At 52.9% G+C, this 25,770-nt stretch carries 24 protein-coding genes; 9 read left to right on the top strand and 15 right to left on the bottom strand.

Translation table 11 applies throughout. The annotated features are described in order from the left end of the window. Nucleotides 1-44: 44 nt before the first annotated feature. Together N902_RS18825 and N902_RS0112060 are read left to right on the top strand one after the other, a co-directional pair. The gene (locus N902_RS18825; protein WP_051564550.1) at nt 45-503 is read left to right on the top strand and encodes a hypothetical protein; all 459 of its coding nucleotides are present in this window, start codon (nt 45-47) and stop codon (nt 501-503) included. Then, entirely contained in the window at nt 500-982 is a 483-nt protein-coding gene (locus N902_RS0112060) for a hypothetical protein (RefSeq protein WP_027371132.1), read from the top strand. Before N902_RS18825 ends, N902_RS0112060 begins: the two co-directional genes overlap by 4 nt. Nucleotides 983-1,113: 131 nt before the next feature. Here N902_RS0112060 and N902_RS19320 read toward each other — a convergent pair whose 3' ends face one another. From N902_RS19320 to relB, 3 genes are all read right to left on the bottom strand, one after another. Continuing rightward, on the bottom strand, nt 1,114-2,082 hold the full coding sequence (locus tag N902_RS19320) for an FRG domain-containing protein (RefSeq protein WP_084288306.1): 969 nt from the start codon (nt 2,080-2,082) through the stop codon (nt 1,114-1,116). Between the two features lie 101 nt (nt 2,083-2,183). Beyond that, nucleotides 2,184-2,714 carry a hypothetical protein gene (locus tag N902_RS0112050; RefSeq protein ID WP_027371131.1) on the bottom strand — a complete coding sequence of 177 codons (531 nt, stop codon included), beginning with the start codon at nt 2,712-2,714 and terminating at the stop codon, nt 2,184-2,186. A gap of 89 nt (nt 2,715-2,803) precedes the next feature. Next, nucleotides 2,804-2,986 (bottom strand): type II toxin-antitoxin system RelB family antitoxin, encoded by a 183-nt coding sequence (gene relB, locus N902_RS20655; RefSeq protein ID WP_425246805.1) that lies wholly within the window; start codon nt 2,984-2,986, stop codon nt 2,804-2,806. A 441-nt stretch (nt 2,987-3,427) separates the two neighbouring features. On the opposite strand from relB, the gene N902_RS0112035 reads away from it, so the two are divergent. The 4 genes from N902_RS0112035 (at nt 3,428) to N902_RS17670 (ending at nt 8,568) form a co-directional block, all read left to right on the top strand. Then, nucleotides 3,428-5,137, top strand: a complete 1,710-nt coding sequence (locus tag N902_RS0112035; RefSeq protein ID WP_027371129.1) for an FAD-binding oxidoreductase — start codon at nt 3,428-3,430, stop codon at nt 5,135-5,137. Continuing rightward, nucleotides 5,134-6,351: an SDR family oxidoreductase gene (locus N902_RS0112030; RefSeq protein ID WP_027371128.1), complete on the top strand. Its 1,218-nt coding sequence runs from the start codon at nt 5,134-5,136 to the stop codon at nt 6,349-6,351. The genes N902_RS0112035 and N902_RS0112030 overlap by 4 nt, the downstream gene beginning before the upstream one ends. Before the next feature lie 11 nt (nt 6,352-6,362). After that, entirely contained in the window at nt 6,363-7,109 is a 747-nt protein-coding gene (locus N902_RS17675; RefSeq protein WP_051564549.1) for a class I SAM-dependent methyltransferase, read from the top strand. A 253-nt stretch (nt 7,110-7,362) separates the two neighbouring features. Beyond that, nucleotides 7,363-8,568, top strand: coding sequence for a ChaN family lipoprotein (locus N902_RS17670; protein WP_084288302.1), 1,206 nt, complete (start codon nt 7,363-7,365; stop codon nt 8,566-8,568). Between the two features lie 104 nt (nt 8,569-8,672). On the opposite strand, the gene N902_RS0112015 is transcribed toward N902_RS17670, so the two are convergent. The 7 genes from N902_RS0112015 to phnC all read right to left on the bottom strand — a co-directional run bounded on the left by N902_RS0112015 (nt 8,673) and on the right by phnC (nt 16,553). Further along, a complete protein-coding gene (locus N902_RS0112015; protein WP_027371127.1) occupies nt 8,673-8,927 on the bottom strand; it encodes a putative signal transducing protein in 255 nt (84 codons plus the stop codon). Nucleotides 8,928-8,996: 69 nt separating this feature from the next. After that, nucleotides 8,997-9,659 (bottom strand): molybdopterin-dependent oxidoreductase, encoded by a 663-nt coding sequence (locus N902_RS0112010; RefSeq protein WP_027371126.1) that lies wholly within the window; start codon nt 9,657-9,659, stop codon nt 8,997-8,999. Between the two features lie 14 nt (nt 9,660-9,673). Beyond that, nucleotides 9,674-11,620 carry a S8 family serine peptidase gene (locus N902_RS17665; protein WP_051564547.1) on the bottom strand — a complete coding sequence of 649 codons (1,947 nt, stop codon included), beginning with the start codon at nt 11,618-11,620 and terminating at the stop codon, nt 9,674-9,676. Nucleotides 11,621-12,788: 1,168 nt separating this feature from the next. Beyond that, nucleotides 12,789-13,781, bottom strand: a complete 993-nt coding sequence (locus N902_RS0112000; RefSeq protein ID WP_027371125.1) for a phosphonate dehydrogenase — start codon at nt 13,779-13,781, stop codon at nt 12,789-12,791. A 10-nt stretch (nt 13,782-13,791) separates the two neighbouring features. Next, a complete protein-coding gene (gene phnE, locus N902_RS17660; protein ID WP_084288300.1) occupies nt 13,792-14,604 on the bottom strand; it encodes a phosphonate ABC transporter, permease protein PhnE in 813 nt (270 codons plus the stop codon). Nucleotides 14,605-14,746: 142 nt separating this feature from the next. Then, entirely contained in the window at nt 14,747-15,613 is an 867-nt protein-coding gene (gene phnD, locus N902_RS0111990) for a phosphate/phosphite/phosphonate ABC transporter substrate-binding protein (RefSeq protein ID WP_034622695.1), read from the bottom strand. A 121-nt stretch (nt 15,614-15,734) separates the two neighbouring features. Continuing rightward, on the bottom strand, nt 15,735-16,553 hold the full coding sequence (gene phnC / locus N902_RS0111985; protein WP_027371123.1) for a phosphonate ABC transporter ATP-binding protein: 819 nt from the start codon (nt 16,551-16,553) through the stop codon (nt 15,735-15,737). Between the two features lie 417 nt (nt 16,554-16,970). Here phnC and N902_RS0111980 point away from each other — a divergent pair, with 417 nt between their 5' ends. Beyond that, nucleotides 16,971-17,576, top strand: coding sequence for a hypothetical protein (locus N902_RS0111980; RefSeq protein ID WP_027371122.1), 606 nt, complete (start codon nt 16,971-16,973; stop codon nt 17,574-17,576). Between the two features lie 124 nt (nt 17,577-17,700). On the opposite strand, the gene N902_RS0111975 is transcribed toward N902_RS0111980, so the two are convergent. Then, on the bottom strand, nt 17,701-18,474 hold the full coding sequence (locus N902_RS0111975; RefSeq protein ID WP_027371121.1) for a SagB/ThcOx family dehydrogenase: 774 nt from the start codon (nt 18,472-18,474) through the stop codon (nt 17,701-17,703). A 279-nt stretch (nt 18,475-18,753) separates the two neighbouring features. Further along, nucleotides 18,754-19,524 (bottom strand): antitoxin Xre/MbcA/ParS toxin-binding domain-containing protein, encoded by a 771-nt coding sequence (locus N902_RS0111970; RefSeq protein WP_161635183.1) that lies wholly within the window; start codon nt 19,522-19,524, stop codon nt 18,754-18,756. A 188-nt stretch (nt 19,525-19,712) separates the two neighbouring features. Between N902_RS0111970 and N902_RS19315 the strand changes: the two genes are divergently transcribed. Both N902_RS19315 and N902_RS19310 read left to right on the top strand, forming a co-directional pair. Beyond that, nucleotides 19,713-19,946 carry a CopG family transcriptional regulator gene (locus N902_RS19315; RefSeq protein WP_084288296.1) on the top strand — a complete coding sequence of 78 codons (234 nt, stop codon included), beginning with the start codon at nt 19,713-19,715 and terminating at the stop codon, nt 19,944-19,946. After that, a complete protein-coding gene (locus N902_RS19310) occupies nt 19,933-20,190 on the top strand; it encodes a type II toxin-antitoxin system RelE family toxin (RefSeq protein WP_084288294.1) in 258 nt (85 codons plus the stop codon). Before N902_RS19315 ends, N902_RS19310 begins: the two co-directional genes overlap by 14 nt. Nucleotides 20,191-20,519: 329 nt before the next feature. Here the strand turns inward: N902_RS19310 and N902_RS0111960 are convergent, their stop codons facing one another. The 3 genes from N902_RS0111960 to N902_RS17650 form a co-directional block, all read right to left on the bottom strand. Beyond that, the gene (locus tag N902_RS0111960) at nt 20,520-23,360 is read right to left on the bottom strand and encodes an ATP-binding protein (protein WP_027371119.1); all 2,841 of its coding nucleotides are present in this window, start codon (nt 23,358-23,360) and stop codon (nt 20,520-20,522) included. A gap of 10 nt (nt 23,361-23,370) precedes the next feature. Next, nucleotides 23,371-25,449 (bottom strand): DUF1156 domain-containing protein, encoded by a 2,079-nt coding sequence (locus tag N902_RS19755; protein WP_153304207.1) that lies wholly within the window; start codon nt 25,447-25,449, stop codon nt 23,371-23,373. A gap of 38 nt (nt 25,450-25,487) precedes the next feature. Continuing rightward, the coding region (locus N902_RS17650) for a transposase (protein WP_034622694.1) at nt 25,488-25,770 on the bottom strand (283 nt) is incomplete at its 5' end.

Below are 25,770 nucleotides of genomic sequence, written 5' to 3'. Positions count from 1 at the left end.
ATTGGCAGACAAAGCAGAAAAGCCTGCAAAGGAGTTCAATAATTATGTCCGGAAAAAATGACCGTCAAAACCGAGATGACAAGGGCCGATTCACGAAAGGCAACCCAGGAGGACCAGGTCGCAAACCAGGTGAGCCATCCAGGGTGGCCTGTCTTGTCCGGGAACAATGGATTGACCAAGCTCAACAGGTTGCTCAGACGGTGCTTGAGCAGGCCTTGAGCGGTGACCTGGAAGCGGCAAGGATTGTCTTGGAGCGGCTCTATCCTAAACCAAAGGATAATCCGGTCAGCCTTGAGCTACCTGAAGGAGCCAACCTGACCCAAATGACCGAGGCTGTCCTTCAGGCAGTAGCCGTTGGTCATCTGACCCCACAGGAGGGGCACGTGGTGGCTAGCATTGTCTCCAGCCATGCCAAGGTTCATGAGGTGGAATACCTGAAGGAACGTTTGGCAAGTTTGGAGCGAGCTTTGAATTTTAGGATTCAGCAGGAGAAGAAAAAATGAGAAACTTAAACGATAAGTATTACAAGGCATTGAAAGCGCATGAACGGGTTGTACTCAGCGTTGAAGCGGAAGCTAGGGGAGACGATGATGAGTTGCACAGAATCAAAGATACAGCTCCTAAGAAACTCTATGAGCAACTCGAACATGAGTATGTTGATACCATGATGCAGCTCTGCACTGTCTCTATAGCCTTTGAGAGTGACATGCTGTCCAATGCCTTAACTTTTGCGTGGGCTTTTGGAAGCGAGAACAGCCAGCTCCAGGTTGCTGCCGAAAAGGCATTGCAGACAATCGCCAACTTGGAGGCCGGGCGTAAGCGTATCTTTGCTGACCTTGGGGTGAGTACTGAGGCGGCAGACGCTTATGGTCCAAAAAGGCATCCGGTTTTGGAGCACCTTGTTAGTGTGGCTCCTGAACCAAATGGCGACGACGACAAGGAGATTGAGCGGGTGGGGCAGAGCTTGCCGGTAGTCAAGTAATGTTCTAGGTGGGGTATATGGGCTGAATTTTCAGCCCTCCCCTTACGTTAATGAGCGCAATTTTACGCTTATCTTCTGCAAAGATTCGCGTGGCAAATCCAAATCCCTGTACGAAATGATCTGAGACGGGTTCAAAGATTCTTTATTTTTGCTGTCCCAAATTGCGCAAAACCGGCGAAGTCTGGATACAATGTCCTATGCTCATATCCAAAAAGGGTTTGCAGCCTTTTTCGGATCTTCTCTTTTGCAGCCGCCCTAATCCGGATTGAATAAACGGCGGAGCTGGAGACCCTACCTTTTGACTTTAGCCGATTAGGATGAACAGAAATCGATGTTGAATCACGAACTTCATCCATAGTCCAGTACCCACCGCCATCCCTTGGCCATTGATTCGGTCTATTTCCTGGTCCATAAGATAGTGGAGCTCCACCCAGAACGAACCCTCCATTCTGAGCTGCTATCCTATTGTCAAAGTGTGCAGGTCTCCATGCAAATGGTTTTGTACACCATTCAAGGTACTGTTCTTTATCGCCGCCCTCATCAGGGCTACATGATTTAGACCACGGGTGGCCAACTCTCCAAGGGCGTTTTAACTCATCCTCCCAAGATCGGTACTGGTCATTGGCATTGATCAGACTGTCAGTGACATCAATGGCGAAAACCCTGGCGTCCTCATTAACATAAAGCACATTACCGTTATCAAATCGCTGCTCTACAGCAAACCAAATTCCTATCCATGGATTGAAAGAAACATCAATCATTCTAGTTGGAGCGCCATAGTGCTGCATAGTAGCCAATTGATTTAAGACAGACAGTCGCCCTTGGGTCTTAGACATGTGCAAGCCCCATCTGTGAACATTAGCGAGAATTTTGCCCTCAAAGTTATATAAGTCCCTTTCCTCTGGATTCCTTTCAAGAGCCAATTTCAAACGGCGATAGAGCGAGCTCGTAAGTGGCCATTCAGCATTTAATTGGCCTCGCCAAGCGAAAGTACGTCCACGTTTTGGCCCTTTGGCAAAGACCTCTTCAAGAAGACTCTGTAGCTCAGAAAAGTTATCGACTGTTTCTTCAGTTGGTTCCCAAAAATCTATAGGTTCCATCAAATATTCCTTTCATGGGCTTATCCAAATCGCAGCATAAAAGAATGGAGCACTGTGCGATTCCGACCGGACGTGTCATGCGTGTCCAATGAAGCGCCGTGTTATACGGCATATTCCTCACCGGATATCAGATTTACGATGCGTATGCCGGGCATCAATGCCGTGTATTTGTCCTTCTGCAACGCGGCGAATGCCCGCTCATCCGTCACAAATAGGAACTTATGTTCGGCATCGGCGGCGCTAAGCTTCGCGAAGTCTTTCTTGAAGCTTGCGGCCTGTTGCGCGCCAAAATCATTCATCTGGTATGGGACGGTCGTCTTGATCTCCCCTACGACACGTCCTGCGTCATGCGAATGTTCGTCAATATCCAATCCAGGAGCACCTTGTGGCTTCTCCGCGGCGTCTAACTCAACTCCGAATCGGGTCGTCAAATACTCTTTCGCCAGCAGGCTTGCAGCAAAGCTTACATCATTGTTCAAATTTCCCTGGATCGACCGTACCGCTGACAGGTACTTGAAGCAGTCTACCGGGGTTGACGACTCCGAAAGCTCGTTGATGCCCAGAAACTCTTTGAGCTGCCGCATGCGGGAAACGATCCCACTCTGATAGGTCTTCTCAGCTTCGGTAAGCATTTCAATCCGTATAACAGCTAATTATCTTTGCAAAATGTCCTTATTGACATGGGGTTGCCCGGTGGATGTTTATGGACAAAAAGAGAGTGTCAATTATGAGCCTGCCCCTTTGTACAATCATACTCCAGTGTTTGTTCGGCCATGTAGACATCTTCCAAATCTTCCAGGTGCTCTACCACAGCCTCCCGAAGATAATATGTCGCGCTGCGTCCTGTACGATCAGCGAGGGATCTCAGCCTTTCGTACATCTCATCTGGGAGTCTTACTGACATTTGTTTCATGGCTTATCCCCTGATGATTTACATGTACACCAAGATGTGTGGAGAATAATAGTTCATGACTCTATCTTCCGCAATCTATCTCCATGTCAATGAAGTTTTGCTTTTGCAAACAGTTGATCGTAGCGCTTCGAATCTTGATGTGGCATTGTTCTTCCTCCTTTATCTGATCATTACCTTTTGGTATCATTATTTATCAGTCCTTATCAATCATTTCTGATACGGACGTCAATTCCTTCCAGGATTAACTCATGTAATGCATTGGAGCTCTAAGTGTCCAGCTGTTCAACAGAGATAAGCCAGTCTGCGGATGACTTGCGGCAAACAGCCGGTCAATGCCGTCACTATGCCATGTGTAAAATCAACTCCCTGGGAACAGGGCTCTGCCCTTCTGGACAGGAGCATGGTTATGTAAGCTATTATCCTCAGGGCCGAATGGATCTGTACCATGCCCTCTCCCAGGACATGATCCCCATCACTCCAAAGCTGGTAGAGATCGCCACATCCTGCGACCTGTGCGGCTGCTGCGACACCCAGTGCCATTTCGTGACTGGAATGCGCCCCCTGCCGGTGATGAAAGCCTTGAAGCAGCTGGTCCGGGACCGGCTTCAAACCGGCACCCCTCCGACACAGGTCGACCCCGATCCGGATCTGGAGGTTTTGCAGGCAGTCCTCGGTTCCAGATGGGTGACCAACGATCCAGCTGTTTTGCTCACCTATGCCAACGACCCTTATCCTTTGGCCGGGATGTGCATGCCCCGCTTTGTGGCCATGCCCGGGACCAAAAATGAAGTCGCATCCCTGGTCCGCGTGGCTCTGGACCGGGATATCCCCTATGTGGTTCGTGGCAACGGGGGCAGCGTCTTTGGCTTTGTCTTCAGTCAGGGTCTGGTCATTGACATGAACCGGATGAAGGGGATCCAGATCGACCTTGAAAACTGGACAGCTGTGGTGGAGCCCGGAGTGACCGCATTTGAGCTGCAGCAGGAGGCTGTCCGGCACGGACTCCGGGCCAACACCGCCGAGCCGGCGGCAACAGTCTGCGGCAACATTGTCTGCACCGGGCTCTTTTCCACCTGGGCCAATGTGTACGGAGTGAACGCCGACCACTTTGTGGACATGGAGTTTGTGGACTCCAAAGGCGATTTCTTCCGGCTGAACCAAAGCAAGGCCCCCAATGCCTTTTGTTTTGAGCACCGGCTCAAAGACGCTCCGGGCATCTGCACTCAGGCCCGGGTCCGCTTGCATCCGATGACTGCAGACGAGGAAGGGCTGATCATCCCCTTTGAGACCTTTGAGGAGGCCGCAGCCTTTGCCCGGGACCTCAGCCAGCGCCGCATCGGGCTGGCCCTGGGTGTCCTCGGCGGCCATTACCTGTCCACCTTCATGTCCCCATCGGCCGAGTTGGCGGACAGGGTCAGATCCGGCCTGGTCCAGAGCCTGGGCCTTGAGTATGCGGTCTTGATGATTGGCGATAGCTATGCCCGGGAAGCGGTTATATCCATGGGTATTAGCGTGATCGATCAAGACCTGTTTCGCATGCTCATGCTCGGTTTGCCCCGTCTGGCCGACGGGGAGTGGCTGGATTTAGTGGCTGGTCTGGACAGCGAACAGCCGCCCTACGAGATCCTTTTCAGCCCGGAGATGCGCCCCCTGCTGGAAGCTGTCCTGCAGCCCGGTCCGGAGACCGCGGCCCAGGCGGTTGAGATGGACCTGCGGCCTTTCTACACAAAGCTGTATGCCCGTCCGGAAATGACCGACATGGTCTGGTTGACCATGTTCCGGATTGTAAGCGCCCGCATGTCCAGACACAAGCACATGTTCGCCTTTCTAATTTACGTTCCCCTGCATCGGGTGGAGGTGATCACCGGGATCTGTACTGAACTTGAACGGATAGCACATGATCATGGTATTCAGGCTGACTTCGGTTTCCTGACCCCCCTGGATCTGGGCAAGCGGGCCATATTGGAGTACGACTATTACCTCGATCATCAAAATCCCCTGGATGCGGAAAAGATCGGCCGGGCCAGACTGGAATTCGAACCCTATCTGGATGGCTTGAGTGCCTCCACTCCTGGGGTGAAGTGGCTCAAATACATTTTTTCCCAGGGTTGTGCCCGAAAAGAGGCCTTTTTGTATACATGACCAAGACAGACGATATACGACCTGATCCTGCCGCTGCTGGCTCATCCCGGAAACAGGCCGTCCTGGTTACCGGTGGAACCGGATTTCTGGGCAGCCATCTGGCTGTTCGTCTTTTGGCTCAGGGGCAGAGGGTCCTGCTGCTGGCTCGAGCCTCCACCAGGCACAGCGCCCACCAGCGCGTGCAGCGCCTGCTGGACTGGTTTTATGTCCCGGATGAACACCGGCAGCGGCTGAACGTACTCAACGGACATCTGGACACTCCAGGCCTGGGTCTGAATCCAAAGGACACTCAGCAGGTCAGAAACTCCGTCCAGGAAGTCGTTCACTGCGCTTCAAACACCTCCTTTGCCTCCCGCAAGCGGGAGCAGGTGGAAAAAACCAATGTCCAGGGCCTGCACAACCTTTTGCAGACCGTGGACACAAGCCCGTGCCGCACACTGCATTTGATCAGCACCGCCTATGTGGCCGGAACCCGCAGCGGCCTGTGCCCGGAGGAGTTCACCCGGCCCGGGGCATTTCACAATGCCTACGAAGAAAGCAAATGGCGGGCGGAACATATGGCTGCAGAGCACTGCGACCGGATGGGGATTTCCCTGTATGTGCACCGGCCCTCGATCGTGTACGGAAATTCCCGCAACGGCAGGACCCTGGCTTTTAATGCCCTGTATTACCCCATCCGGACCATGCATTACTTTCAGAACGTATATACCCGGGACATTGTGGACAACAAGGGGCACAAGGCCCAGGCCATGGACATCCGCCTGTATCCGGACGGCAGCCTGCACCTGCCGGTCCGTATCCGAGGCCTCAGCCACGGCGGTGTCAACCTGATCCCTGTGGACCATTTCATCCGGGCTTTTATGACCATTCGCCGCCATGTCCTAAAGGGGGGAGTCTTTCATATCGTCAGCCCTGACAATACAGAACTTTCCCGGATTGTAGACTACACCCAGCGCTTTTTTCGCCTTTGCGGCCTGCGCATCGCCAGGGATGACGAGTTCAAAAGACAGCCTGCAAACAGCCTGGAAACGCTGTTCGACAAGCACATGCAGGTCTACGCCCCTTACATGCAGGATACCCGCACCTTTGAACATGAGAGAACCTCAGACCTTCTGGCCAGACAGGGCGTTGTCTGTCCTGAGTTCAGCTATGATATCTTTTCCACCTGCATGCGCTATGCTGTGGAGAAGGACTGGGGGAAAAAGCTGAAATGAAGACATGACCCATGACCAGGTACACCTCCTATGGATACCAAAAAATCCCGGCTTCGGATAAACGACGGCTGATACTGGGGCATTTTGAAACCATTGCCCGGCGCTACGACCTGGCCGACGCCCTCTTGAGCTTTGGTCTTCATTTTCTCTGGCGGCGCCGGGCCATGCACCGCCTCCACCTTCATCCCGGGGCCAGGGTCCTGGATCTCTGCGCGGGCACCGGAGACTTCGCCCTTCTGGCCGCCAGGGTGGCGGGTCCCGATGGCCGGGTTGTGGCCTGCGATATCAGCCGGGCCATGATGACCGCAGGGCGGGACAAGGCAGCCAGGGCCCATGTGAGTGATCGGGTGTTCTGGGTCCAGGGGGATGCGGAAAGAATGGGACTGGCCCGGGAGAGCTTTGACGCCGTCCTGGTCGGGTACGGAATCCGCAACTTCGTCTTTCTGGAGCAGGGTCTGGAGGAAATCTTCAGGGTGTTAAGACCCGGGGGAAGGCTTGTGGCCATGGAGTTCTCCATACCCAGGACCGCCTGGATCCGGACCATTTATCACCACTACTCATTCCAGATCCTGCCCTGGGCCGGGAAACTTATCACCGGAACTGCCGAACCTTTTCGCTATCTGGCTGAGTCCGTCCGGGTCTTCCCGGCCCCTGAACAGATCCAGAAGCTGATGACGGAGAAAGGATTTGCAAAGGCGGCCTATGAGCCATTGAGTAACGGTCTGGCCGTTATCTACTCCGGGGAAAAATACGAGTGAAAAAAATGAAATGCAAACAGCAGGCAGAACTGTCTGTGGGCTGCGTTCCGCCCCGGATGTGGGAGCTGAACGGCACGTCCTCCTGGATCAATTTTCACCTGCGAAGAGACCATCAAAGCGTGTCATCAGAGATCACCAATTGCTGTTCAGTTCTAACCTGCCGGTTAACTTGAATCCACCATGGCCTTAGTGCTTGCAAAATAGTTCGCGGGTGAGCCCAGATAGACATGCAGCAGTCTTTCGGAGAGAATACATGCTTCAATTATGTACGGGTACTTTTGGACAGCCGCGATGTTTTCGTCCGTTATGGATTTGCTCTCTTGCCACCTTGTTCATCCTGCTGCTTGGCTCCGGCTGCTCCTATCACTCCCCTCAGCTGAGTACAGCTGATATCCAGCCAGGAACATTCATTAACAGCTCCGGTCAGCAGTTGACACAAACAGAGCTTCGGGAGCAGCTGCAAAGTGCCGACTACATTCTCGTAGGTGAAAGTCATACCAACCCGTGCGACCACCGGGTTCAGACTGAAATTTTACAGCTTATGGCTGAAAATGGTCTTAATGCGGCAGTCGGCCTGGAAATGGTGCCGGCCAGCAAACAGCCGGTTCTTGACAGGTTTAATTCCAGGCGCATCGATGTGAACCAAATGCACAAACAGCTCGAATGGAAGCGCATCTGGGGACACGACTTGGAACTGTACAAACCTTTGTTTCAGGCCGCTCAGCAGGCTGGATACAGCCTCTACGGACTCAATATCCCTCCCGGGCTGCTGGACGCTCTGCGGCAGAAAGGCCGATCCGGCTTGAGCCAGAGCGAGAGCGAAGCCCTGCCTGACCAGATCATCCCGGTACCTGAGGGGCAAAAAGAGGAACTGAGGGAGCATTTTAGGGCCCATGAGCAGATCATGGACACCTCCCGGAAAGACACAGATCTTGAACGTTTTTTTCTTGTCCAAGCCATATGGGATACGCAAATGGCCCTTGAGGCCCGCAAAGTATCCCGCCGGACCGGTAAGCGGGTAGTCATTCTGACCGGCTCAGGGCATGTTGAACACGGCTGGGGTATTGAACATCGCCTCAAGCTGTTGGATCCCGGAGCAAATGTCCGAAGCCTTCTTCCCTGGCGCGAAGAAGAGCCTCCTGCGGATTCAGCTGCGGATATATTTTTCTTCTGTCCCGCCCAGCACAGAAGCAGGCTTGGTTTTACCCTGGAGTTCAATACCCGGGGAGCAGAGATTGTTCAGATCCAGGAAGGAAACCGGGCGGACCGGGCTGGGATAAAGTCAGGGGATGTCCTGTTGCAGGCCGGCGGGAAAGACTTCGAACAGATCATGGACTTGCATCATGCAGCGATCAAGGCCCGGCAAGACAACAAGCCGTTGTCCCTTGTTGTTGAACGGAGGGGACAGAAACACCTGCTCCACCTGGACCTGGACCGAACACCCAAATCTCCATCATGATCCGATAAAGATAATGCGCTCAAAATGCATCCGAGAAGGGAAAAATGCACATACAACCTGACGCGTGGACATAAGCAGAAGCTGCGACAATCTTACCCAGGTCCTCAATCGCGCTTCAGGCTCTCATCCCATGGGAGTTCATCAGGCGCGGCACGCCGCCATTCCTGGACGATTTTTTCCGCCTCTGCAAAATCTTCCTCCGGAACCCGGAGCACCCCCCAGCCGTACTGTGTTTGGAAAATGCCGTCGTAGGCCCTGTCGTGGTACGACTGTATTTCAGCATGGATGCCGTTTTCTTTGAGGATTGATTTGATCGCGTTCGCTTCTGGTTCATTGGCGGGTTTGAGCAGTATTTTCATCAGCTCCTCATGAGTTAGATTGGATATGCAAAAATTTACTACGAAAAGCAATCAAGCCTCAGTCCGGCATCAATACGGATCGCTGGAGATTTCAATTCTGTTCACGTACTTCGTCCATCGATAGCCCATGTGCTCACCGGCCACCAGCCGGAGCGGGCGGCCATGCCTGCGGGGCAGGGTCTGCCCGTTGACCGCATAGGCCAGAATGAAGCCCTCGTCGTCTGTCTCGGCAAGCTCAAAGCGCTGCAGCTGCTCTCCCGACCGGGTCCGTCCAGAGATGACAACCTGCCCTGTTCTGGCTCTGGGTTTCGACCTCCTGATCAACTCCCGGACCGCCACCCCCTTCCAGCGGCCATGATTGACGAAGACCCCGGGACAGATCAGGAGAACCTCCCGTTCCACGGCCGGCAGGCGCATAAGCTCGGCGTACGTGTAGGTCCTCGGCGAATCGACCTCACCTCCGACCTCAAGCCTCCAGGAGTCGAGATCCACGTCGATCTCGGTGTCCCCCATGGTCCCGAAGTCCTCGATGGGCATGACCGGGAAATCAGTGGTATCCAGGTTCTTGGGGTTCTCGTAGATCAGAGTGGCCGGATCGGTGTTTTTGTTCAGGATCCGTTTGCCTTTGGCGGCCAGGGCCCGGCTGACCCGGCCCAGTCCGAGTCCGATGAATGAGGCCGTGAAGACCGAGGTCCAGACGATGATGCCGAGGACGCTCCTCCTGGATGGCATGATAACACCTCCCTTTACACATAGGTCACCCCTAATCCCCACTTGACCAGAGTCCCGACATCTTCACCGGCCATATCCATGACCTTCAAACGCCAGTCCCCACCAGCAGATGCCCCTATTATCCCACTGAATAACCCGGGATCATCACTGGAGCGAAAGCTGCGGATGAGATTGTCCTGACTCCCGCCGCTCCCGTCGACCAGGGTGACCTCTCCACCTTGGGGCGGAATAACAATCACCCGCAAATCACCCCGCCACGTGTGAAGGATTTCAACGTGGACCTCGATATCCCGGGCCTTGACCTCCAGAGGAAAGATGAGCGTATCCTGTATTTCGCCCTGGTCTGGAATGGATCTATTGATGCGATGTTCCATGAAGAGAACCTGGGGCAGCCCTTGCTCACCGTCTGTTCCAGCCACCAGATCGAGCGCCCTTTTGGCATTGATGCGCCCGTGCCCATACAAAGGCGAGTGCCCATCCACATAGTTGCCGCTTTGAGTATCGATCTTGTCAGCGCTGTCCATCATGATCCGCTTGACCTCTGATGAGCTGAGCTCGGGATTAAGGGACAGAATCAGGCCGGCAAGTCCGGCGGCCAGGGGGGTCGCACTCGAAGTTCCCCCGAAACCATGGGTGTAGTCTTCTGAGGAGTAGCCCTTGGCTCCACGCCTATCAGTAGTCACGATCCCTCGCCCGGGAGAGCCGCTGGATGGAGCGCAAATGGCCAGCTCCGGACCATAGTTGCTGTAATAAGATCGTTTGTCCAGGCTGTTGGAAGCACCAACTGCAATGACATTCGGATGAAGGGCAAAACCTTGATGGGAAATCCTCCCATCTTTCTCACCATCCAGGGGCCGGTTTTCGTTGCCGGCTGCAAACAGGATCGCGCAGCCCTTGCCGTTGGTTCTTCCCTGAGTAGCGGCCTTTTTGATTATTCCGTGCATTTTGGTGGACAACGGAAAATTCCAGGCTCCGGCAGACCAGCTGCAGCTGATCACATCTGCAGCATGATCAATGGCATATTCAAAGAGCTTTTTGATGGACTCATCGGATATCCACCTGGAGGTTCTCACCGGCATAAAGGCGCAGCGCGGGGCCAGCCCTACCACGCCGGTACCGTTTTCCTCAGCCAGGGCAACCCCGGCACAAGCGGTACCGTGATTATCGTCTTCCAGTCCCGGGTTTGGATCGAAGTCCCCTTGACCAAAGTCTCGCGGGGCAACAATTTTATCCAGGACCTTAAAGTCAGGATGCTCAAGGTCGAAGCCGTCATCCATAACACAGACCACAATGTTCCGGGAACCGCGGGTATGTTCCCAGGCTCCCTCGGCTTTGACATCAGCACCAGCTGTCAACCCTGTCATGTTACCCAGGTTTTTGAGATGCCATTGTTGATGGTACAGGGTGTCGGCAGGAATATGCTTGAATGAAATTTTGAAGCTCAGCTCCGGCTCAGCGATCTTGATCTCTTTGCGCGCCTGGAGCTTAGAGGCTATCTTCAGAGGGTTCTCTGTGGATGCCTCGGTAAGGCGCACAGTGTAGCCATGGGGCAGGAAATCAAGGTCCTCCACAACTTCCAGTCCGAATTCCTCCAGGATTCTTTCCCGATCCTGCCTGTCCACCCCGGACCAAAACTGCAACGTAATGGTCCCGGTGGGAATGACGCCCCCATCGGGCGTATCGTCAATGGCATACATGTGGGTAACCACATCGCTGGCCGGGGCTTTGCGAAGAGCGTCCATGGTCTCTTCCAGCTTTCCGGCCTCCCGGACCGCGAAGACATCCATCTTCTCAGGATCAGCTGAGTCGATATGACGGGTCTCGGCCTTTGGTTTACCGCAGGCCGCTTCCAGGGCCACATCATTGGAGGCCTTGCCCTGTTTTAAGCGAACTGCAAAATATTCTGGCAACTTAGTGAAGGTGACCTCTCGTGCTCCTCGTTGCAATGTGATTGTGTTCATGGGAAACTCCTTGAAGTGCTTATAATGGGTTGCCGACCAAAAGGCTTGCCAGAGCAAACCTAGCACTCAAAACAATTAAGAATTTCCACTTCATGCCAGGATAGCCATCCCTGCCGGAGGCAGGTCGATTCGAACCGTGGCCCTCCGGTCAAAATATTCGACATGGACGGTCTGGTTGTAAGCTGGATCCTGAAGTCAGGTATCTCAGCTTGCTCTTGATCCCCTGGAGCGTTCCCCCCCTGAAATCTTTTGCCGCCCTCCATCCACCTCTTCTTATCCGTTGTTTTGTATTTTCCCGGATTGTTCAGATCAAAAGTGTGTTCGGGGCCTCCTGCCCGTTACTGAACCGATCCGGTAAAAGAAAGTAAAAGAACTGATCCCACCAGTCCGAGGGGCTGGGGGTTACTTTCCCATACGGTTCGAAATTGAGCTGCTTCGAACAGGTTGGTGTCGAATTCTGCAATGACAAAGGCATGACCGGCACCTCATTGACGGAGCTGCAACAAGTCGCTTTCCATCCATTTTTTGAATCAAAAGAAAGGCTCATCCCTAATTTATAAGCTTAGGGCAGGATCATAAAAGAATCAATAGCTTGTTTCCAATTTCTTCATAAGCGAGTTTCGGCATCAGGGCTCTGAGGGCATACCCGGCATTCAGGAAAAGCACCATTTCTTTGGTGAGTTGCCGACTTTGGGAACCTTAACCGCTATGGCTACAGGGATCTGGCCGTCGGTTGTCGGTTGGTCTTATGAAGATAAACCGGTGAGAGGTTGAAAGTGGAGATTGGTGAACACGGGCTCTCGGCATAGGGGTCGAAAAGGCTGTTGAAGGCGGTGTGCGGCACCCGGGATGTGATGTGATGGCCAGGAAGAATTGTCCATCATTCTTTCCGTGAGCCTTGGATGGAGATCCGGGAAGACCAGGCCGAGTTTTATAGCTCATGTGAGGGCCTCAGAGGGCTGTGGCTGATGTGTCTTTTGGCCCATGAAGATCACATAGCTCCACAGCCTGCCGTACCTTTTGCGGATCAACACCAGTGGTGCCTCGGTTTAACTGATCCGCAAAAGAGATCTCAATGGCCCTCCTTGTGAGGCATGTTCATTCCGGCCCAGAAATCGACAAGCTGGTCCAGGGCACACGGGAACAACTTTCTGCCCTCACCTGGAAGTCAGCGGCCCGGACAGTTGACCGCTCCCCTGGGCCTTTTCCCCTGCAGGGCCTCTCGAATGTTTTCGGCGGCTTCCAGGGCGATGTTTTTTCGGACCTCATCTACGGCCGAGCCGAGATGCGGCGTGAAGAGAGTTTTTGGCTGATTCAGAAGTTCCGGAGCAATACATTGAGGACGGTCCTGGCGCAGCCAGTCCTCCATCTCAAAGACATCGGCTGCATAACCCTGCAAATGGCCTGTGGACAAGGCTTCCTGCACGGCTCGCTCGTCGACCACAGACCCTCTGCAGCAGTTGACCAGAAAGCTTCCCGGCTTCATCTGCGCGATGCGTTTTGCGTCCAGAAGGTGCTTGGTCTCAGGCTTCAGTGGCACAAGGGGAAGGACGTAGTCGCTGGCCCGCAAAAGCTCGGGCAGTGATACCCTGGTCACACCGTAATCCAGCTCAAATGATGCGGGCATTTGAGCCGAATCGCTGTATACAATGGAGCAGCGAAAACCCTGTAAACGTCTGACCACCGACCGTCCAACCGCTCCGAGGCCGATGATGCCGACGGTCCGTCCGGCCAGACCAGTGCCGTACAATCGCGGCTCCCATCCGCGAAAGGCTCCTGAACGGATATACCGGTCTCCCTCGAGCACGTTCCGGCCAAGGCCGATGATGAGACCGATAACCAGCTCTGCCGTCGGCTCGGTCAACAGATCAGGCACATTGCTGAACCATATCCCTCGGCGGGTGCATGCTTGAACATCGAAGTTGTCGTATCCTTTCAGCGCACCGGCGACGATACGCAGCTTGGGGCAGCCTGCAAGCAGAGCATCATCGAGAGAGTCGGGCATGAAGACCATCAGTCCGGCGGCCTCCCGTGCCTTTTCCATGAGCTCCTCTTTGTCCAGCTGCCGTCCATTCGCATTCGTTTCCACCCGGAAGTCGGCCCGCAGGCGGTCGACTACCTCCGGATGAACCCAGTTGGTGATGAAAATCAATTCCTGCATGGTCATGCCCTCAGAAGGCCAGCTTCTTGCGGATCGCATTTCCCACAGAATCCACCAGAACAACCAGGACAAGGACAAAAAGCAGCCCGACCAGCAGCTGCTGATACTGCATCAGTCGAAGAGCCAGCATGATCTGGAAGCCGATGCCTCCGGCGCCGACCACACCAACAATGACCGAGGCCCGGAAGTTGTACTCCCAGCGATACAGACTGAAATCGATGAATCGTCCGAAGACCTGCGGCACAACGCCGTAAAGCACGATCTGAGCCCGATTGGCTCCAGTCGATTTGACCGCTTCCAGCAGATCCGTGTCCACGGTCTCGATGGTATCGGTAAAGAACTTGCCCAGCATGCCCACCGAATGCAGGCCCACAGCCAAAACTCCGGCCAGGATGCCAAATCCGACCGAGGCCACGAACAGTATGGCCAGGATAAGCTCAGGGATGGAGCGTAACAGGTTGAAGATCCCCCGGATCAGCACGACCAGTGGCTGGAACGGAGTGATGTTTCGAGCGGCCAGAAAGGAAAGGGGCAAGGAGATGGCCATAGCGATAAAGGTGCCGGCTATGCTCATGACCATTGATTCAAGGGCACCGATCCAGAGCTTATCCATGATCGACAAATCCGGAGGCACTGACTCGGTAAAGAGGTGCCAGATGGCCGGCAAGGCTTCGCTCCAGCGGCTCCAGGAGAAGAAGTCGCTGACATAGAGCGAGATGAGAATGGACAGAGCCCCCAGGACGGCAAAGGCGCTGAGAAATCGTTTTTCCCTCTTCAAATGGGGTGGGAGGGGCGGAAGTCTTTGTGCATCGTGTGTGACCATAATACAAGCATCCATTTCAACGTTGGTGTTTGAGGTTTTGATTCGTCAACTAGCAGCTCCCATGGCCATCAGCCGCTGCGGCAGCGGGCAACAGCCCGATGCCGCAGCGGAAATTGGCTTGTTCATGAGGGCTCGATGCAGGTTAATTGCCCAGGGACATGTTCAGAATCGTAGCCGTCTCCCGGATAATGTCGTAGGCGGAGTCGTCTATTGGCGCAAACCCTTCGGCTCGAAGCGGCTTGAGAATCTCTTCTTCTTCAAGATTGAAGAAGGCTTGACGGATGTCCTTTTTCAGGCCGGTCTTCAGGTCTTTCCGATAAACAAAGGGGTACTCCGGTATGGGCGAAGAGATCTGGACCTGACGGATCTTGGTCGGATCGACGACGCCCCGCTTGGTCAAGTTCTTGAGAATTGGCAGGCTCAACCCCCCGGCATCCACCTTTTTGTTCATCACCGCCATGGCCACCGCGTCATGCGCGCCCAAGTGCCTGGTTTGAAAATCATTGGACGGATCAAGATCACCATACTTGGCCAGCATTTGCTTGGGAATCAGATGGCTCGATGTTGAGGCGGGATCTCCAAAGCCGACATCCTTGCCCGCCAGCTGCCAGATAAAATGAACCGGGCTGTCCGAGGGGACGATAAGGATTGAGTTGTAGCTGGTCTTGCCGTCCTTCATCTTGGCCGCAAAAGGCTCGACATTGTCATGCCTGGATTGGAGCATAACGTAGGACAGCGGGCCGAAGTAGGCCATCTCCAGCTTGCCGTGCCTGAAGGCCTCGATCATGGACGAATAGTCCGTGGTTACGATGAGTTCAATCTCTTTGTTCAGCTTCTTCTCCAGATACGCCTTGAACGGCTTGTTGACTTCAATCACCGTTTCCGGCGACTCGTCCGGCAACAGGGCAATGCGCAGGGTATCCGGGTCCGGCTTGGCTGACCAAACGGTTCCGGCCATGACCATGCTCAGGACAATGGCCAAAATAAGGCTTGTTCCGATTGTTTTCATGCGTCTCATGCTTTCATGTCCTCCGGTTGATGGTTGTTGCGGGAAAAAGTTTCTGATTGGGGTTTCACAGCTGTAGCATCCTGGCAGGTGGCCAGACTGCTGCCAGGTGCACCTGGATGGCTCACATGTGGACTACTTGCTGCAAGGATGCTTCAGGCGGCGTCCACTGCTTTTGCTGATTCAGGCCGTAAATGGTCTGAATTTCGCTGTCCTTGATCCGATCGACCGCTCTGTCGATGAATATTCTGCCCTCGGCCAAGCCGACGATGCGGTCTGAAAAGGTTCGTCCGTACTCGACCTGATGCAGATTGCAGATGACTGTTTTGTGTTCCGCCTGGCAGATGTCCTTCAACAGCTCCAGGATCTCCGCCGAGGTTCGGGGATCAAGGCTGGCCACCGGCTCGTCGGCCAGGAGCAAAGTGGGCTCCTGAACCAGAGCCCTGGCGATGCCGACCCGCTGACGTTGCCCACCGGAGAGTTCCTTGACCCGGTTGTAGACTTTGTCGGCCAGGCCGACCTTCTGCAGGGCGTCGTAGGCCAGATCCTTGTCCCTGCCCGGAAAGCGGTGCAGCATCCAGTTGTGCGTTTTCATAAAAGGCAACCTGCCGATCAGGACGTTCTCCAGAAGGGTCTGGTGTTTGAACAGATTGAAGTCCTGAAAGATCATGCTGGTAATCCGGCGGATGCTGCGAAGCGTTCGGTTTCGACCGTCATAGGTGAACGGTCCGACGCGCATGCTGCCCTGACTCGGAGAGATCAGGCCGCCGATACAGCGCAGCAGGGTCGACTTGCCGGCCCCGCTCAAGCCGAGAATGGCCACGAACTGGCCGGGAATGATCTGAAGATCAATCGACTCCAGGGCCACCGTTCCGTCAGGATAGGCCTTTTTCAGCCCGCGAATCGAGACGACGCTCTTGATTTCGTCCGTGACGTGCGACATACGTTTCTCCATGTTTTTGCTTGGGCAAACCAGCGATGAGGGACGTCCCCGGGAATGAAGAACAGATGGTATCCGGCCTGTTTTTCGGTCATGTCTCAGGTATGACCATTTTTGATTACAATGCGCTGATATGCGATAAACATCATGCTGGAGATTCCCGGCCTTCCTCCGCGGATGGAGTCAGGCCAACTTGAGGACGGATGGAGAAAGTATGTGATATGTGGTGTTCCGGGCAGGGCTGAACAAGGGTGGCACTCACGATGGGAGGCGCTAAGATCCTGGGATGATGACTGAAGGCATTTTGAATCTGATTTACAAAAGTGGTCTCCCTGAGGGGCCCTTTATTTGTGTTCCCAGATAAGGTAGAGACCAAGGTTGGGTTTTCTAAATAGCTAAAACTGAACCGAGGTCATAACCATGCCCAGAAAGAAAAATGCCCAACAGGCCTGGAACCAGGCCGAATCTGAATACGCCGACCTTTACGCATCCCTGACTCTTCCCATGTTTTCAGAACCAATGTCCCCAGAGGACATCGTGGCTCGAATGCAGAGAATCCTCAAAATCTGCTCCTGGTTTTATCCTGCCTATATGGAGAAAGGGATCCGCCTTCTAGGTGCAAACCAGGAGGAACAGGGAATGCACGATATGCGCAAAGGGTTTGAGCTCATGCTCGAGCATTGTCCTCCAGATAAAATAATCGACAACGCCGATCCGATTCTGGAAAGTCTGGCCAGGCTGTATCGATTCGACATTTTCAAATTTAAAGATGTAGATGAAGATCTGATCGAGAATATCTATTTATCTTTGTTCGATTTTTACCATTTCTTGGCTAAACAGGATATTATCGAAGCTTCCGATGTGGACGAATTCAAAAAAGAGGCCCTGGGCATGAAAAAAGACCTTGTGGCCACAATGCATCGCTACAATGCCATCCGCCACGACCCCACCCTGGACCAAGAGGAAAAGGAATCCCTGCGGAATGAAATCTTTGAAGGCGACCATTTCTGGCCTTTTATCGATTAAGAGATTCATTACCAAAGACCATTTGACCAGCATGGATTGCATCCTGGACCCACCCTTTGCATTGAACTCATGGTACGGGACTGCAAAAAGTCGTCACGTTCTCTTGCGCGATAACATTAATCTATTATGAGTGCCGGGACAGAGCCCTGCCCACTGGAGCCAGGTATATGCTGAACTCATCATGGCCATCCAATCCCAGAAGCTCGTCCATTGCCTGTTGATCATAGGCTGCCACTGCACAGGTTCCCCCGCCAATAGCTTCGCAGGCCAGGTACAGATTCTGGCAGACGTGTCCGATATCCATAAGAATAGTCCGATAGGCGTTGGGTCCATAGCGCCATTCCATGCGGTACGGCAGGCAGGCCCAGATAAAGGTCACTGCACCAGCGGCTATAAATCGCTGCCCAAAGGCGGCCTTGGACAGCTTGTGCTCGGCCCGGGCAATCTCCTTGATAAAAAGAAGCTCATTGCTGAGGGGCAGAAAACGATACAATCCGGGGCTTAGCTTTTCTACGTTGTGCGCCACCAGGTAGGTTTCAAAGCTGTGCCTGGCCCCGGCAGAAGGCACAGTCCTAAAGCTGGCTGCACCACCTTTTGGACTGCGGATCCCCTGAGTGGCCCAGAGAAGAAAGGAAAGCTCCTCAAGATGGAGAGGTTCCGGGGCATAGTTCCGCCTGCTTTTGCGCCTGGCAATGATTTGATCCAGGCTGATATCCCGGACAAATTCCTGCCACTGATCGGATCCAGCAAGGCTTACCCGGGGACTGGCAGGGTCAAAAGGCTTCTGAATAGGGGGCATTGGCCTGCCCATATTCTGGTCAGTCCTGGAAAAGTCTGTCCTTTTGCGCAGGGAATCCTTTAAAAACTCCCGGTTGATCCTGTAATCATATTCAGACATAAGCTCCTCACTCAACAGATTTAAAAGATTATAGTTATCATTATCAAATATCAACTATACTATCTGATGCGATTGGCCAGTGCAAATCCAGATTGTGCCCTCGCATCTGCTGGCTAAGCAGGCTGTTACCGGCGGCTTAGGGCCAATATAAGCCCTTCATTTTCCGCCCAATTCTTCGGTCATGCCTGCCTTTTTCTCTTTGCTTCAGGAGCTCAGTTGAGATCTTGCCTTTATACAAGTTTCGGCTCACCTCTGCCCACGGAAAAACATGACAAGCTCTCAGGTGTCCGGCAGGCCAAGTTCCTTCCTGGCCCAATCCACGTACGGCTGTTGCGACACCGGCATGCTCGAGTTCTTATCGGTGATCTCAATGTCTCGAAGCAAAGCCTGGACGGCTTCCCGTCCGTCCTCGGTCTGGACCGCCTGCCGCGGAGTCTTGCCGCCTAAAACCGGAAGCTCTGTATCTATCCACCCCTCCCAGTGCTGGCCCAAAACACCTCTGATGGCCTCTTGGACCTCCGGGGAGTTTTTCAGGGCCTCCTGCTCTGTATCCTCCTGCCTCCATGAAGGGGTCTCAGAAGACCCTTCATTCATCACGGATTCAATGGAACGGATATCGGTCACCTTGTAGGTTGCCTTTTCTCCCAATCGCTTGTCGATTTCCTCCTTAATCCGCTCTTCTCTGGCCTCGGAATTAACTTCTATTTTCATTCGGTTTTCCTCTATCCGAATGTGCCCCAGGGTGGTGTTGTCCAGGCCCTTGCTCAGGGTATGCCCTTCCTTGCTCCAGGCAAACTGGACTCCTTGCACCTGGGACTCCTCGTCGAGTTCCGCCTGGTCTCGCAGCTCTTCCTCTGTTTTGTGCACGCACAAAGGAGCCAGGGCCTGAAAGGCATCCTCCGGTGAGTTAATCTCATAATGCAGGGTACGGAAGCTCAAAGGATCACCATCGGTGTTGCACATTTCCGGCCGCTCAAAAAGAGCCTCCTGCAGGGCCATAAAGAAATCACGCAGCTCAGGATCCACATCCATGAGCACCTCATTGGTCACAGAACCGAAATCTTCCTCCAACTCCTTCCTAAATTGTATGATCTTGGGTTTAAATCGGGGATACAGCTTGTACGTTGCACTGCCGATGGACATTGTCAATTATGAGCCTGTCCCTTTATACATTTATGCTCATTTGACATCAAAACATCATGACGTTATGGTTTTAGTCAAATTATGGAGGTACAATTATGACTACACTATCGAAACGTTCAACCATATATTTAGACCCATCGCTGCATCAGGCTTTACGAATAAAAGCCTTGGAGACATCAAGATCAATGTCAGAAATAATCAATGAAGCTGTCAAGGAGGCACTTGCCGAGGATGCGGAAGACCTCGCCGTATTTGATGAAAGACATGATGAACCGCTGATCAGCTATGAGCAGATGATAAAAAGGCTCAAAAGAGATGGCCGGATATAAAATATTTTTCAAAAAATCAGTTTGGAGGGATTTTAAAGCAATTCCGGATAAAACCTTAAAAAAAATCCTTCAATCTATTGAATCTTTGGGCGAGGATCCACGCCAACCTGGAAGTATAAAATTGAGCGGTCAGGAAAGATATCGGTTTCGGGTGGGGCAGTATCGTATTATCTATTCCATTCAGGATGAAGAACTAACCATTTGGGTCGTGACGGTGGGGCATCGAAAAGATGTTTATCGTTAAAGCAAACCAGCCCTTTCATCTGGACGGTTATTCCGCTCCGCTTCGTACCCGCCAGTGAAGGGCAACATTATGAAATTTCTTTATATCGCTCAAACTGAGATGTTATACATTATTCAGGGTTAGACACATTTGAATGACTTCAGGACATAGCTCTCAACCGGGACGACCTCCATGCTGTAAACATGAACGATCGCATATGGTACACCGTAGTCTTTTGTACTTATTGATCATCTGATTCAAAAGGTCGCACCGATTATGCAAACCTACAAGGTATCAAGATTGAGGTTTGTATTGAAGAAGCTGCACAATCAAGGACGATTTTCAGTCTGTCACTCCTCATCAAACTCCGCACTACTAAAGTTCAGTGTCCCACAGTTCTCCCGCACAGCCCTCTGTGTATTCTCGTCAAAGCCGTCCGGCATTTCCGCCTCGATGTCCAGCCTGAGCTTGACTTGGGCTCCTGGCTTAGATGTGAGTTGGCTTACAACTTCCTGGTGGATGGTATCAAAGGACATGCGGCCGGTGTGCGGGTCGAGCTCGACTGTTCCATAGAAGCGTTTTTTGGCTGTCTTGCCAGGGGTTGGCCATCCTCCCTCTTGGTGGCCACCTCCTTTTCCGCCTCCCGGTCCAGGTGTTGGCTCATGTCCTCCAGGAGGGACATCAGGGCCGGGGCCACCACCATCTCCCTCGCCGCCTCCATCAGGAACAGGGGCCTCTTGAGCCTGCTTGCAGGCCTTGGCTGTCTCCAACTCCACAATCAGAGATGAGCGGTCGATGACTGCTGCACAGGGTTCCTTGAATTTCAGACCCCGGTATTCATATCCTTCCTTGCCGTCTGCATAGCCGAAGTAGTCTCCGCTGCTCACACCTGTGGATATAACGGACTGGAGGATGGAGCTGTCCAAGAGCCTGGGCAGGTAGAGGTAGCTACACATCTTTTCCCACAGATCCATGGTATTGATGTCCGTCACTCCCTCTTTCCAGAACCACTGCTTGAGCATGTTGTCCAGATGGATTGGGGACCAGACTTTGAGGAGGAGCTCTTCATGGGTCAGCTTGTTTTCAATTTCCTCGGTCATGTTCGTTGCCCCGGTATTGATGCGCAGATCCTCCCAGTCCAGCTTGCTCAAGCCTCCCTGTCTGGTGGGGTGCTGAATGGGGCTTAGAATCCACTGGAAGCACTCGGTGATGGTTCTGTTCAGGGTGCTGGCAGCGCCTTCACTGTTTTGCTCAGCCTGCTTGGCCTGCAAGTTGTCCAGCACCAGGCGGGTCTGCTGCACATCATCGACGATGGACTTCCAGGCCAAATAAGTCCTGGCCTGATCTTTGAGCCTGGGCACGGTGTCGTAATCCGCAGCCAGGAAGATGAGCCTGTTTTGGTACAGCCTGGGGCCTGTGCCCCTGGTCTTTAAAATCTCTGAGGCTGCATTTTTGCCCAGTTCGCTGGTTCTGGAATGGGGCTTATCCGGAGGCAGCACACACAGCCTGACCTGAAAATCATCCGGGATGTCCGAGGCCGGAGTAAAGACATGGATGCCGCCAAAGGAACCTTTTTTGAGCAGCTTTTCCAGCCGCTTCTTGACCTCGGGCAGCACATCCTCGCGCCAGCCAAACCTTTGCTTGCGCTCTTCCATCTCCCGGCGCAGGTTGGGGGTGACGTCAAACCAATAGCGCTCCTGGTCCACATTGAGATAAAAGAGCTTATCTGAAAGATGCTTGAGCGCGTCTTTGACCACACTGGTACTGATGCCGGGATAGGCCACTCCCAAATTCACATGCTTGTGGTCAATACCTCTGGCCCCCTGCCGCCTGGCCCCTGGGGCGCTGCCCAAGAAGATTGTCCGGGCGGTTCTTCGGGCCGCCTGGTGCTTGCCCAAAAGAGGATTTTTGGTGTCTGTATGCACGGACAGGGCCTGTTCCCCGTCTATATCCTTGTCTAGCACCGGGTCCCATCCAGGAGGCAGGTAATATATGGCCTGGTTCTTGACGTTGTTGTCGTATAAGGGCAATGAGCCGGGCATGATCATAGGGTCCCGGCTTCCATCCTTCCACAGGCGGTAGGTCACAGTGGCCAAAAGCTGCAAGACCCCCCTGGTGCGCTGGAACTTTTCCATGGACGACCAGTCCAGGTACAAGCGGTCAAAGATCTCCGGATGAATGGGATAGGAGGCCATCAAGCGCTGGACATAGCCACCTTCCTGGGTTTCGCCCGGGAAGTCGTCCGCTGCTTCCCGGTAGTAGTTGGCAAAAGCCCGGCAGACCTCTTCAACTGCTTTTTGGTCTGTAATTTCATGAAACAGTCGCCTGCGCACAATCTCAAAGGCTTCCCCAGTGGCCACTGGATTCCAAAGGGCCTGAACCCTGCCGAAATACTTTTCCAGGGAGGTCAGGGCCTGTTGCCCCCGCACCCCGCCCATCTCTGTATCTGATTCCGGCAAGGCGACCAGGAGCATGCTGTCTTTGGTGGAGGACATAGCCTCGCTCAAGGCCTGGACAAAAGACATGTTGGACTCAAAGGTTCCGCCGGGATAGCCTTTGCCTTCCTGGAATTGGCGCAGATAGGCCACCATCTCGTCCATAAGGATGAGGCAGGGGCTGTATTTTTCAAAGAGCTGAACCAGGACCTCTTTGCCCGGCGAGGTGCCGTCCCGGTCCGAGTCAGCCAGGAGGGCAAAGCCGTCTTCACCGCCGATCTGCCAGGCGATCTCTCCCCACAGGGTGCGGATTTCCAGGCTGCCCCTCCTCTTGGGCTGGGAAGGGCTCATGCGGTTCCCGTCCACCACGGCTATAGAGGCTTTTGGAATCTCCTGCACTCCGGCAGCATCCAGAATGCGCGGGATACCACGCATTTGGCTGGGTGGCTGTTCGCCTTTTCCCAGGTGGTAGACCGCGGTTTCTGTATGGGTCTTGCCGCCGCCAAAGGCAGTTTGCAGTTGGATGACCGGATCTCCACTGCCGCCGTTTAAGCGTTTGACCACGCTGTCCAGGAGAAGACGCATGCCTTCAGTAATATAGGTACGTTCAAAAAAACTGACCGGATCCTGGTATTCCTTGGGAGCCTTGCCTTCCTTGACCAGACTTAAATCCGCCGCAAACTCGGCCTGTTTAAAGGTACCTTTGAGCACGTCCTCGTGGGGCGTGGCAATCTCGGTCCAAGGTTTGAGTTGCATGAACCCCCCGTTAATTGTTGAGCAAATCATTCAAAGTGGTTTGCCTCTCGCTTGGCGCTTTCTTTTCTGAAGCCGCTGCTTCCACAGTGCCGTACCAGGAGGCAATAAGTTCATTGTAAGCCAAGGCCTCTTCAGCCCAACCCTTGCGCTCGCAGAGGGTGAACAGACGATAGGCCAACTGGCGAATGGTTTCTGTCCTATCGGTTATCTTACCCAACAAGCGGCCGGCCTCAGACTCTCCCCCAGAGCGAAGCGCCCGGATGATCTGGTGCAGGGCCTCCCAAGTGGGTGTGCGCTGATCCTTGAGCGGGTCCCAATCATCACTATATTCGTTAAACTTCAGCAGTCGAACTTTGCCTGCCTTTGCCTCCACAACTCCGGCCTGAGCCAGGCCGTCCACAGTGGTACCTTTGGCCCGGGCCAGAACATCGGCCTGACCAAAGGCGTCTGCCTTGAACCCGTACTGCATGAACCAGTCTATACAGAACCGGGTGTCGGAATCCATTTCCCCCTCGGCCTCGTTGAAAAACTCGTCAATAACTTTGTTGATCTGGATAAGCGCGTCCCGGACAGACATCTTGGAGCCGTCCGCCTCTAGGATGCCTGAATAGCGGGAATAAATGGCCATGCCCGGACCAATGGCCGCTTGGGCCAGGTCAACAGGGGCAATGGCTGTTGCACCTTCCTTGCCCCCGATCATAGTTTCTAAGGCTTCCGGAAGCTCCTCTTTGAGCTCGCGCAGGAACTGGCGGCGGGGAATGAAAGGGGCATTGGGGTCTCGTTTGCGACAAACTAGGACTATAGAGGAGGCTAAGGCATTAGAAGACATCCCTCGAAGACGAGATTTGTTCTCAGTTCGCATAGGCCAAGTTCCACTAATAAGGAATCCTGTATCAATTATAGACTTAATAAATGTTTCCCAACCTGTGCTCACTACTTCTTTATCTTTGTTGTTTTCGTATTGCTTAAAAGCATAATACATTACTAAAGGGAAATTCTCGTTGCTTTGTTTAAAAAGAAGCTGCATTACATTTGTCATTTCATTAAGAAAATAAGACTCGGCATCTAACTTAACTCCATTGTGACGATAAGCAAAAGCTACCAATTCTTCAGATTTTGGTGTTGCAACTGTTTTGAATAAATCTGGAAAAATAAAACGTAACGATTTACGCATCCAAACATAAAAGAAGTCAGATAAGTCTGCATAGGGTACATTGTCATAATATGGTGGATCTGTTGATATGACTTTTGAATTTGATATTTTTTGTATGCTAGCATTAGCCTGTTGAGCAAACCCGGTTGTTAAATTATGAATATTTTGAAAAGCTTTTTCAAATGATTTGACTATTCCATTTATGAAGACAATCCATCCACCAGAACTATCCCCAAGAGGATTACCTTCAGCAAAATCCCAAATCATCGGGATAGCTTGGCGTCCAAACAAGTGACGAGGACATTGAGCTATTGGTTCCCAGCCGCAAAGACTGTTCGATAAATCAGCTTGTTTACTAAGTGCAAAACTAAGGTAAACAGCCAATGCATTTCCATAAGCAGTTGCACCTGAGCCTCCATCAGCCAGTCCAATCCCATTATCAACCCATCCTGCATTTTTTGCATCATGAGTTGCTTTTTCGCAAGCTTCTTGTACTAAATCAGTAAATGTATTTAATGTAAAAAGTTGACGGCTGGTAAATATTTGATCAAAATTATACATCCCATAAGCCTTTATGCCTAAATACTGGGTACTTCCACAAATTTTTATATCGGGCATCCAATAAGGTTTTGCCTGATGTGCTAATTTGTCGTGATGTGGATTAGGGTTTAGATATAAGCGGCCACGCTCGCCTGCGGCTACAATCGCCATTAGTCTTTTTCCCATGTTTCCAGTACCTGATTCTGATTTGATGTACCCTGGAGGTATTGGTGAACCCGAAACCAAACATGCAAAATTTGCTCCCCTCCCTAACTTAGTACCTTTTTTCACTGTTTCTACATCCCCGGGTTTTCCCACTTTGACCTCAAACCGATAACCATCATCCTCAATGATCGGCTGCACATAGGCTTCCTTGCCCTTTTTGGTGGAGAGCATGAAGGTGGAGGCTAAGGGGACATCTACATGGGGGCTCCTCACACAAATTTGTGCATGATTTTGGGTTCAGGCAGTCCAGCCATGCAATGGTATAGATTACGGATGTAGTTCTTGGCTGAGCGGAAACCGTAAGCCCTGTGGCTTATCATCTTGGCCTTGTTGTTGAGACCTTCTACCGAGCCGTTGCTGATCGGCATCTTGAAATAGCTGAGTATATTTTCTTCTTTGCGGCGCAGCATCCAGGCAAAATTTCGCATCGGCTGCAGTCTGGAATGAGTGGCCCACCAGAACCACTTATCGAGGAATTTTTTGGCCCAGGCT

The organism is Desulfovermiculus halophilus DSM 18834, from assembly GCF_000620765.1.
Classification (GTDB): domain Bacteria; phylum Desulfobacterota; class Desulfovibrionia; order Desulfovibrionales; family Desulfothermaceae; genus Desulfovermiculus; species Desulfovermiculus halophilus.
This window is presented reverse-complemented; position numbering and strand designations above follow the sequence as displayed.